12 protein-coding genes are annotated in these 10,077 nt (G+C 57.9%); 4 read left to right on the plus strand and 8 right to left on the minus strand.

Features of this window, described 5'->3' with window-relative positions:
- Nucleotides 1-13 precede the first annotated feature (13 nt).
- Nucleotides 14-877, plus strand: coding sequence for a MurR/RpiR family transcriptional regulator (locus tag F9C28_RS15575; protein ID WP_199016260.1), 864 nt, complete (start codon nucleotides 14-16; stop codon nucleotides 875-877).
- Here F9C28_RS15575 and F9C28_RS15580 read toward each other — a convergent pair.
- The 3 genes from F9C28_RS15580 to F9C28_RS15590 all read right to left on the minus strand — a co-directional run bounded on the left by F9C28_RS15580 (nucleotide 874) and on the right by F9C28_RS15590 (nucleotide 4,374).
- Nucleotides 874-2,346, minus strand: a complete 1,473-nt coding sequence (locus F9C28_RS15580) for a sodium:solute symporter family protein (RefSeq protein ID WP_199016261.1) — start codon at nucleotides 2,344-2,346, stop codon at nucleotides 874-876. The two genes, F9C28_RS15575 and F9C28_RS15580, sit on opposite strands and share 4 nt — an antisense overlap.
- Nucleotides 2,347-2,509: 163 nt before the next feature.
- Nucleotides 2,510-2,905: a RidA family protein gene (locus F9C28_RS15585; RefSeq protein WP_199016262.1), complete on the minus strand. Its 396-nt coding sequence runs from the start codon at nucleotides 2,903-2,905 to the stop codon at nucleotides 2,510-2,512.
- A gap of 23 nt (nucleotides 2,906-2,928) precedes the next feature.
- The gene (locus F9C28_RS15590) at nucleotides 2,929-4,374 is read right to left on the minus strand and encodes an N-acyl-D-amino-acid deacylase family protein (RefSeq protein ID WP_199016273.1); all 1,446 of its coding nucleotides are present in this window, start codon (nucleotides 4,372-4,374) and stop codon (nucleotides 2,929-2,931) included.
- Between the two features lie 202 nt (nucleotides 4,375-4,576).
- Between F9C28_RS15590 and F9C28_RS15595 the strand changes: the two genes are divergently transcribed.
- Nucleotides 4,577-5,797, plus strand: a complete 1,221-nt coding sequence (locus F9C28_RS15595; RefSeq protein ID WP_199016263.1) for an amino acid deaminase — start codon at nucleotides 4,577-4,579, stop codon at nucleotides 5,795-5,797.
- Nucleotides 5,798-5,803: 6 nt separating this feature from the next.
- On the opposite strand, the gene F9C28_RS15600 is transcribed toward F9C28_RS15595, so the two are convergent.
- Nucleotides 5,804-6,646: an arylamine N-acetyltransferase family protein gene (locus F9C28_RS15600; protein WP_199016264.1), complete on the minus strand. Its 843-nt coding sequence runs from the start codon at nucleotides 6,644-6,646 to the stop codon at nucleotides 5,804-5,806.
- A 100-nt stretch (nucleotides 6,647-6,746) separates the two neighbouring features.
- Complete coding sequence (locus F9C28_RS15605; RefSeq protein ID WP_199016265.1) at nucleotides 6,747-7,319, minus strand: helix-turn-helix domain-containing protein; 573 nt, start codon at nucleotides 7,317-7,319, stop codon at nucleotides 6,747-6,749.
- 35 nt (nucleotides 7,320-7,354) lie between these two features.
- On the opposite strand from F9C28_RS15605, the gene F9C28_RS15610 reads away from it, so the two are divergent.
- Together F9C28_RS15610 and F9C28_RS15615 are read left to right on the plus strand one after the other, a co-directional pair.
- Nucleotides 7,355-7,873 carry a GNAT family N-acetyltransferase gene (locus tag F9C28_RS15610; RefSeq protein WP_199016266.1) on the plus strand — a complete coding sequence of 173 codons (519 nt, stop codon included), beginning with the start codon at nucleotides 7,355-7,357 and terminating at the stop codon, nucleotides 7,871-7,873.
- Nucleotides 7,870-8,319, plus strand: a complete 450-nt coding sequence (locus F9C28_RS15615) for a DMT family transporter (RefSeq protein WP_199016267.1) — start codon at nucleotides 7,870-7,872, stop codon at nucleotides 8,317-8,319. Before F9C28_RS15610 ends, F9C28_RS15615 begins: the two co-directional genes overlap by 4 nt.
- 36 nt (nucleotides 8,320-8,355) lie before the next feature.
- Here F9C28_RS15615 and F9C28_RS15620 read toward each other — a convergent pair whose 3' ends face one another.
- The 3 genes from F9C28_RS15620 to F9C28_RS15630 all read right to left on the minus strand — a co-directional run bounded on the left by F9C28_RS15620 (nucleotide 8,356) and on the right by F9C28_RS15630 (nucleotide 9,804).
- Entirely contained in the window at nucleotides 8,356-8,601 is a 246-nt protein-coding gene (locus tag F9C28_RS15620; RefSeq protein WP_199016268.1) for a YdcY family protein, read from the minus strand.
- Between the two features lie 165 nt (nucleotides 8,602-8,766).
- Entirely contained in the window at nucleotides 8,767-9,087 is a 321-nt protein-coding gene (locus tag F9C28_RS15625; RefSeq protein ID WP_199016269.1) for a hypothetical protein, read from the minus strand.
- A gap of 168 nt (nucleotides 9,088-9,255) precedes the next feature.
- A complete protein-coding gene (locus F9C28_RS15630) occupies nucleotides 9,256-9,804 on the minus strand; it encodes a flavodoxin family protein (protein WP_199016270.1) in 549 nt (182 codons plus the stop codon).
- Between the last annotated feature and the right edge of the window lie 273 nt (nucleotides 9,805-10,077).

Genomic DNA, 10,077 nt, shown 5'->3' on the forward strand with positions numbered 1-10,077 from the left:
CTTGATAGTACATATGCCATACAGTATCGATATTATTTCCTGCATCAGTGACCGGTTTGTGGCGCTGACCGCCACGGAAAAACGCATTGCGCAGTTTATCCTCGACGATGTCGCGGCGGCGGCGGCACTGCCCATTGCGGAGCTGGCCCGTTTAACCAATACCAGCCAGGCATCGGTAACCCGCTTTGCCCGGGCGCTGGGCTGTAAAGATGTCCGGGAGCTGAAAATAAAACTGGCCCAGTCCCTGGCCGTGGGGCAACGTTTTATTCTCGATGTGCCGGATCTGGAAGGCATCCAGGGTATTTACGGGTCGATTATTCATGTGCTGGAGGCCAACCGCCGGGCGCTGGATAGCGGGACACTGCACCAGGCCGTTGCCCTGCTGAGCAAGGCGCGGCAGATCCTCGCCATCGGCATGGGGGGCGGGTCGACAATTTGTGCCCAGGAATTACAGTACCGCTTGTTTCGCCTCGGCCTGCCGGTGACCAGCCAGCAGGACGGGCTACTGGTGCGGATGATGTGTGCCGCCGTGGCCCCTCAGGATGTGGTTATCGCCCTGTCCCTCGGGGGCTATACCCCGGAAATCGCCGAAAGCGCCGGCATTGCCCGGCAGTACGGCGCCAGCGTGATAGCCATTACCCCCCCGGATACCCCCCTGGCCAGGCACGCAAATCTGCTGTTGCCGCTTATCGTGCGCGAGAACGACTATATTTTTAAGCCCAGTACCTCCCGCTATGCCATGCTCGCCACCGTTGACGTGCTGGCCACCGAGCTGGCCATGGCGAACAAAGCCCAGGCCAAGGACCGGTTACGGCGCATCAAACTCGCCCTTGATGATCACCGGGGCGGCGCCGATCGCCAGCCGCTGGGGGATTAACCGCGGGCCTTTTCCGGCCCTGCAGTGGCCGGCTGGTTCTCCCGCTCCCGGGTGATTATCTCCAGCGCCTGCGCCCGGGTTACCGGGCTTGCCGGGGTTAACAACGTCACTATCACCCCACCTGCCAGGCTGCCCAGTACCGACGGGATGCAGGGATTGCCCCACCAGGCGAGCCATCCGGGGTGCAGCAGGACTGCCGCCGATACCGCCATCCCGCCGATCAGCGCCGTCAGCGCCCCCTGCCAGTTAAAGCGTAACCAGAAGCGCCCGAGCATTGAGCAGACAAACAGCCCGGACATCAGCATGGCAATCATTTTGGTGATATAGCTAATAATATCGTCGGCTGTGAGGGCAAAAATCAGCGCCATTCCAATCACACCGGCCAGCATCCAGCGCGAGACGCGAATAGCGTTATCATCCCCGGGCATCCGGCCGGTTATCAGGGTGTAGAGATCGCGCATCATAATAGCCACGGCGGCAATGGCATCAGAGCTGGCGGAGGACATAGTGGCGGACAGCCCGGCAATCAGCACCACCAGCCCCACTGCCGCCGGTAAAAAGCGGGTCGCCACCAGGAAGGCATAATTACTGTTGGCCAGTTGCGGGTCCATGGTAAAGGCCGCCATGCCGATAATCGCCGGCAACACCGAGAAAAAAAGATATAACACGCCGGTAAAAATAAACGAGCGCCGCACGGCCCCCACATCCTTCGCGGTGTAAATCCGCTGGCGGTAGGACGGCGTGGCCAGCACCCCAACGCCAATCACCATCGCCAGAGACAGTGCCGGGACCGCGCCCATTTTATCCACCGCGAACAGGCTCAGGGCCCGGGGGTCCACCGCCTGACGGATCGCCTCCCAGCCGCCGACATGCGCCACCGCGAGGATCGCCATCAAAATAAAACCGAAAAACAAGATCAGCGCCTGAACCGTATCCGTCCACACCACGGCGGAATATCCGCCAATAATGACATAGATTGCAAATGCCAGCGCAATAATTATTTTCGCCAGTGCCGGGTCAATACCGGTGGCCCAGGAGAGATATAAGCTGCCGCCGAGAATATGCGCCCCCAGCCAGCCGACAGAGGCAATAAATATCATGATACCGACTATATTTTTTATTAAATGACTGCCGCCAGTATAATAAGACAGTTCTTCACTCATGGTCATAAAGCGCAATTTACGCAGCGGGGCAAATAACCAGGCCGCCAGCAGAATACCCATAGCGCCACCGACACCATACAGCATACCGGCCCAGCCGTGGCTGTAGCCAAACCCCACTGCCCCCATGCTGGAGCCGGTCCCGACCATGGTTGCCACGGTGGTGCCGAGGGTCAAAAACATCGGCAATGAACGCCCGGCCAGCAGAAAGTCTTCGCCGTTTTTTTGATGGCGCGATACATACCAGCCAAGCCAGATCATGGCTAACGCATAAATAACGAAACCGGTTAAAAAGACATGACTATTCATACTCACATCCTGATAATTAAGCAAGAGGAACCCGGGCACAGTATTTCTGCGCCATGATTATTTGTCTGTCTGATCCTGTGTAATTAAAACAAAAATGCCGGGGTATTTATGACATCGGGTAAGATGATTATCTGACGGGAACGATGACTCCCGTCAGGGCATATTATTTGATCCTGTTCGCGTTAAAACAGGTCACATCAACTTCGACTTTGCAGTCCACCACTAAATCGGCAACGCAGCAAATACGCGCCGGTGGATGCGCGCCAAAAACCTCCCGGAAGACATTATTAAAGGAGGTAAAGTAACGGGCATCCGTCAGGATGACACTGACATGGACTACATCCGCCAGGCTGTAGCCTGCCTCAGTCATAATATCAATGCAGTTCTGGATAGCCAGCCGGGACTGCTCCACAATCCCGCCCTCAACCACTTCGCCGTTTTTCATTGGTGTCTGGCCGGAAACGTATAACCAGCCTCCGGCTTCCACTGCCCGGGAGAACGGCAAATGCTGCCCGCCGGTGCCGGTGCTGCCTTCACTGCCGTAACGCGTAATACTCATCGTTGCTCCTTGTTATTCACTGACTATGACTGTTGAGGCTGGCGGCGCAGAAAACGCCCCGCCCGGCCCGTTATCTGGTGGTTATCCCGGTAACTCATCACGCCATTTACCATCACCGCGTTGATCCCCTCCGCCGGGCGCTGTGGATCGGTAAAACTGGCGACATCCCGGACGGTGTCGGGGTTAAACAGCACCAGGTCCGCATAGTAGCCCGTTTTAACCAGGCCCCGCTCAGGCAGCCGGAAGCGGGCCGCCGAGAGGCCGGTCATTTTATGTACTGCGGTGGTCAGCGGGAACAGTTGCTTATCACGGCTATAATGGCCCAGCACCCGGGGAAACGCCCCCCACAGGCGGGGATGCGGCATCGGATCATTGGGTAAACCGTCGGACCCCACCATAGTGACCGGGTAGCGCAGCACCCGCTGGACATCCTGCTCGTCCATGTTGTAGTAAATGGCCCCGGCGGGCATTAGCCGCCGGGCAGCATCATTCAGGGTGACGCCCCATTTTTCGGCAATCTGTTGCAGGGTCTGGCCCGCTTCCTCCGGGCAGGGTTGTGACCAGGTGACCACGATATCAAACTCGTCCGTCACCTGTTTCAAATCGAGTGTCGACGAGCTCGCCGAATAGGGGTAACAGTCACAACCAATCTCCTGGTGCTGGCGCATTTTGTCAAACAGCGCCAGGGTTTCCGTGGTGCGCCCCCAGTTTTTTGCCCCGGCGCATTTATGGTGGGATACCACAACCGGCACTTTGCCGTGGCGGCCAATACGGAACGCCTCGTCAAGGGCATCGAGAATGGGTTCAAACTCCGACCGCAGATGGGTGGTGTAAATACCGCCTTCCGCCGCCAGCGCTTCCGCCAGGGCCATGACCTCTTCAGTGGTGGCCTGGAACGCGCTGGCATAGGCCAGGCCGGTACTCATTCCCAGCGCCCCCTGGCGTAATGCCACCCGCAGCTCGTCGCCCATGGCGCGGATCTCTTGCGCCGTGGCGGCGCGGAACAGGTCATCCATCTGGTTATTACGCAGGCTGGTGTGCCCCACCAGGGTGCCGACATTGACCACCGGGCGGGCCGCTTCAACGGCGCGGGCATAATCCGCCACGGTCGGGTACACAAAGTGCTGCTTCTCCCCCAGCAGGTTCATCGGGTCCGGCACCTGGTGGCGAATAGTCGCCCCGGCAGCGCTGATGCCGCAGTTACCGACGATAACCGTGGTGATCCCCTGGCTTATCTTCGGCAAATACTCCGGGATGCGGATAACGTTGGTATCGTCATGGGTATGGACGTCAATAAATCCCGGGGCCAGTACCTGGCCTTCTCCGTCGATAGCCTGTGCCGCTGGCCGGGTAATGGCGGGGGCAATCTCCGTGATACGATCCCCGGTTACCGCCACATCGGCCCGGTAAGCGGGGCCGCCGCTACCGTCAATCACGGTGACATTTTTAAACAACCAGTCGGCTTTCATCACATTCACTCCGTGCTTTTTCATGGTGCTGATTTAACCATTTACTTACTGGTAAAACAGTGGAAAACTACGCAAAATCAAGATTGTTTTATGATACTTTTATTCATCAATATCACGCAAACTAAATAATTATCATTATTTTCATTGAATTACATTAGATATCCATTGCCGTTGTTTATTATCAACATAAAGGATAAGTGTTATGAAATACCGTGAAAGTATCGCTATCCCCCATAAATCAGCCCCGCTGTTTACCCCGGCTAACCTGCTGAACGAAGATGTCTGCCTGCCGGCGGCGGTCATTAAACAACAGCCACTGCGCAATAATATTGCCTGGATGCAGCGCTATGCCGACACCCGCGGGGTATCACTCGCGCCCCACGGTAAAACCACCATGACCCCGTGGATCTTCCGGGCCCAGCAACATGCCGGTGCCTGGGCCATTGGGGTCGGTAGCCCCTGGCAGGCGGCTGCCGCCATGGCAAGTGGCATCCGGCGGGTACTGATGGCAAATCAACTGGTGGGCAAAGCCGGTATGGCGCTGGTTTCACAGCTCAAAAATCACTACCGGGAGGTGGACTACCTCTGCTGTGTGGACAGCCTGGAAAATGCCCGCACGCTGTCTGGGTTTTTCGCCCGTCATCATCAGACCCTGGATGTGCTGGTTGAGCTCGGGGTGAACGGCGGGCGTTGTGGGTGCCGGTCGGTGTCTGCGGCCCGGCAATTAGCCGAGGAGATTGCGGCACTGCCGGGGCTGACATTACGCGGCCTGGAATTATATGAAGGCGTGCTGCACGGCGATAACCCACAGGCCCAGATAGAATCCCTGCTGCGGGACGCCGCCGCCCTGGCCTGCGACATGGCCCCGCTGGTGGACGGCGAATTTGTGCTGACCGGGGCGGGCAGCGTCTGGTATGACGTGGTGTGTAATATCTGGTTATCGGCCCCCAGGCCCGCGAATACCCGTATTGTTATCCGTCCCGGGTGCTACATTACCCACGACACCGGCATTTACGAGGAGGCCCAGCAGGCGCTGAAGCACAGAGACGCGGTGGCCTGCGATCTCGCCGGGGATCTGGCCTCGGCACTGGAGATCGTAGCCCTGGTGCAGTCAGTACCGGAGCCGGGAATGGCCGTGGTCAATTTTGGTAAGCGCGATTGCGCCTTCGATGCCGGACTTCCTCAGGCCATCGCCCACTACCGCCACGGGCAGCCCTTAGCGCTGGCCCCCGGGAGTATCACCAGCACCGGTATTATGGATCAGCACTGTATGCTGCGCCTCGGGCCGGGGAGTGATGTCCGGGTCGGCGATATTCTGGTGTTTGGCACTTCTCACCCCTGCCTGACCTTTGACAAATGGAAAGTCCTGTTACTGGTTGACGATAACTACCAGGTTATCGAACAACTGGACACCCTATTCTGAGTGCGCTCAGCGGCCGGGGAGACCCTCCTGCGCCAGCGTTGCCATCGCGGCGAGGAAATCCTCCCGGCTTATCCCATAATGCGGATGATCAAGCCGCAGACCAAAACGGCCACTGAGGGCATCATACAGCGCGTTATTATCCGCCAGCTGTTGCTGCTGGCTCTCGCAGGCGGTGTGGTGTGTAATCCGCCGGTTTACTGCCCCGGTGCGCTCCCCGTTCGGGTGTTGTAGCGCCAGCAGCAGGTGATGCCGGAAATGGGAGCCCGGCCAGCAGGCGGTGTAGAAATTGGCTATCTCATCGTCCGTGGAGTACAGCCGGGTAGTGTCGAAGCGATACTGGGCGTGCCACTGGTTGCCACAGGCGACAAACAGGACAAAATCTGCCCCGGCGCGCCCCAGCCGGTAACGGCCGTGGGGGGTGGTCTGCACCCCGCGTTCATCGAGGCGTAGCGGTGCGGTCAGGGTGGAGCCACCGAAGCCGACATCGGCAATCCAGCGGGCGCCATTCAGCTCCACAAGGTTCAGCCGGTGAGTGCGGCCCGGCATTTCCAGCGGCTGGGACACCAGCACCCGGGCGCTCAGCCCGCGCACCTCAAAGCCAATATCCGCCAGCGCCTGTTCAAACAGGCCATTTTGCTCGTAACAATAGCCACCGCGCCCGGCGGTCACCAGTTTGGCGTAGATATGCTGCGGATCCACCGAGATCTCGCGCCCCAGCAGCACATCGAGATTTTCGAAGGCAATGGTACAGCAGTGGTGCAGATGCAGCGCTTTCAGGGTGTCGAGATCTGCTGCCACCTCCCCCTGATAACCAATTCGCGCCAGATACGCGTCACGTGAAAAATACATAGTCGTTATCCTGCTGGCTTTGTTTAGTTATAGCCTGGTTATTACACCGCAGGGAGGGTGGCGCAACCGGAAAATGCAAACCATGGCCGGAAATTCAGGCTCAGCGCGCCAGGTTTGCCCGCACCACCACATAAATACAGGGAGCATCGCTGCGGTTGATAAACGCACAGTCATTCGGTGGCCCCAGCGCCAGGCAATCTCCGGCGGCCATCCGGTGCAGGTGCGCCCCTTCGCGGAAGATAAGCGCCCCCTGCTGGACCCAAATCAACTGGCGGGCATCTATGTAGGCAGCGGCCGGCATCGGCACATCGCTGCCCGGCGGCAAGGTGATTTGCACCAGATCCACCGGCACGTCACTGCGCGGGGAGAGATGACGGCGCAAATAGCCGCTTTGCGGATCTTGCCACACCGGCTGATCGGCCTGGCGCAATAGCTGGCCTTCGGGCATTTCCGCCCGGGCTATCAGGGTGGACATGCTGATGCCAAACGCCCCGGAAATGCGCCCCAGCAGGGTTGCCGTGGGGCTACTTTCCGCCCGCTCAATTTTATGGATCATCCCCCGGGACACCCCGGCCTGCCCGGCCAAATCGGCCACTGACCAGCCTCTGGACTCCCGCTCGATGCGAATTCGGCTCGCGATCCGTTGATTTAATGTGTCGACTATATTATTCATAGTGTCACTATAGTGAACACAACCAAGGAAGCAACATGAATATTCGCCATGCTGACCGGGCAGACTGCGCGGCCATTGCGGAAATTTACAACCACGCGGTGCGGTTTACTGCCGCCATCTGGAATGACAACACCGTGGACAGCGAGAACCGCATCCAGTGGATGACCCAGCGCCAGCAACGCCATTTTCCGGTGCTGGTGGCCGAACAGGATGGCCAGGTTATCGGCTATGCCTCCTACGGCGACTGGCGGGCATTTGACGGCTTTCGCCATACGGTGGAGCACTCGGTTTACGTGCACCCGGAGCATCAGGGAAATGGGGTTGGCCAGCAGCTGATGATTACCCTGATCGATATTGCCCGCCAGCGTGGTATCCACGTCATGGTGGCCGGGATTGAAAGCCAGAACAGCGGCTCGGTCCATTTGCATCACAAGCTGGGTTTTACCATCACCGGCCAGATGCCCCAGGTCGGCACCAAGTTTGGCCGCTGGCTGGATCTGACCTTTATGCAGTTACAGCTGGATAACCGCCGGGACCCGGACGGTAACCCATGAACCACAGCGTGACCCTGCTGTTTCTGATCGCCGCCGGGGTGGGCCTGGTGGTCCAGAATACCATTATGGTCAGGATCACCCAGAACAGTTCGACCATCCTGATTGCGATGCTGCTGAACGCCCTGGTAGGGATCCTGCTGTTCACCACCCTGCTGCTGGTGAAACAGGGGGTTGCCGGGGTACAGGAGCTGGCATCCAGTGTCCACTGGTGGACCTTGATCCCCGGGCTGCTGGGATCATTCTTCGTGTTTGCCAGTATTTCGGGGTATCAGTATCTCGGAGCCGCCACCACGATTGCAGTACTGGTGGCCAGCCAACTGGTGGGTGGGCTAGTGATTGATATTGCCCGCCATCCCGGGATCAGCTGGCGGGCCCTGACAAGCCCGCTGCTGGGGGCTGGGTTACTGGTGCTTGGCGCCTGGCTGGTGGCCAGACGTCAGTTCTGAGCAGGTAAGCCCGGCCAGCAGCTGGCCGGGGCGTTATCAGGAAATCATACCGCCGCGGGTGAGATGTTCCCGGCGATCATCGTGGGGCGCCCGGGCATCTTCCCGTTCAGATTTACCGTGATGGGCAATGGCGACCCGCAAACGCTGTTGCTGCTGGTAGCGATCGTCACGGGACAGCGCCGTATCATCACTCAGCGCGACCAGCAATTCATTCATATGGGTAATGACATTTTCCTGCAGGGTCGCATCAACCTGCGCCAGCACATCATCAAAATGGGACATATAACCTCCTGGGTGCCATGACCATGCCGCAGAGGCACAGCCAGACAGATAGTGAATCACGTTAGCGTTCGAAAAATCGCTACCGATGATTGTACCGCCACGCCGCCAGTCTGGTTACAGTAACCGCATAAAAAGCAACACTATCACCGCGATGTGCGGCTCGCGCTATTTTTTGCGCTGCGACGCCAGCCAGTTATCCAGCTCATGTAACAGTTTTGCTAACCGCTCACGCTCGGCGGGCGATGGCGCATTATCAATGCGCGCCCGTAAGCGGGCGATAAATAATCGGGTCCGCTGGGGATCATCAAGAATATCTTTCCCCCCGCTGGCCCGGGCCTCGGCAACCTGGGCGTGGGCGCCCGGTTTACAGTGTTTAATGATCGCCATTTTGCTGTCCGTGGTGCTCTCAGTGGTGCTGTCGTTATCGCGGTAACCGGTGTACACCACCAGCAAACCGCTACCATTAATAACAAAACGGCGTTTCATTTTCAATTCGTTGCATTTATATAGTGATGTAAATCACATTAATAAATCCAGTGTCAGCCACCGCCGCCCTGATAACACTGCCACTGGCCGCGGGCCGGCAATAAAAAAGCGCCTGAACGGCGCTTTGGCATTGATGCTTCCCTGACGGGAAAATATGCGGGGAACAGATTAATTCAGACGTGCCGCCACCGCCGCCACGCGCTGGCCAAATTTCAGGGCGGTATCGAGGTCACCCTGGGGAATTTGATCGGCGCTGGCGTCCGCCGGAGACTGCACCAGCAGCCCTACCGAGCCACCAAGGTTGTTAACGTCCTGGCGGGTAGCGGCCAGGGTATTGGCCGGCAACAGCCCAAGGCTGACCCAGATCCCGCCATGCTGGGACGCGAGGGTTTGCAGGTACTGCAAGGTAACTTGTTTATCACCATTCAGGCTGGCGCTGTTGGTAAACCCGGCAAAGACTTTATCCTGCCAGCCCCGCACGCCCCAGACTTTGGAGGATGCATCGGCAAATTTCTTAAATTGCCAGGGCACTCCGCCCATATAGGTCGGGGCGCCAAAAATAATCGCGCTGGCTGCCGCCAGTTTGTGCCAGTCACCCTCAGGAATATCACCATTATTATCAACGGCAATCAGTTCAGCCTCGGCCCCTTGCGCCACCACTTCAGCAATACGCTGGGTATGGCCATAACCAGAAAAATAGACCACTACTGTGCTCATACACTTCTCCACTCTCGGTTCAGGTAAATACAATTTGGCTGAGCAGATGACAGTCAGCCCCGGGCAAACCCGATCATCCTGTTTCAAATTTAAGGATGAGTCAATAAGTTACGTTTTCTCAGTTACTTACCTGAACGTAAGTTTTGATAATATGCCACGGACAGACCTTATTAATACTAGGGAAGGTGCGAACAAGTTCCTGATATGAGATCATCATATTCATCCGGAGCGCATCCCAGAGGGACATCATGAGCCATCAACTCACCTTCGCCG

It is taken from the genome of Shimwellia pseudoproteus (assembly GCF_016415625.1).
Classification (GTDB): Bacteria; Pseudomonadota; Gammaproteobacteria; order Enterobacterales; family Enterobacteriaceae; genus Shimwellia; species Shimwellia pseudoproteus.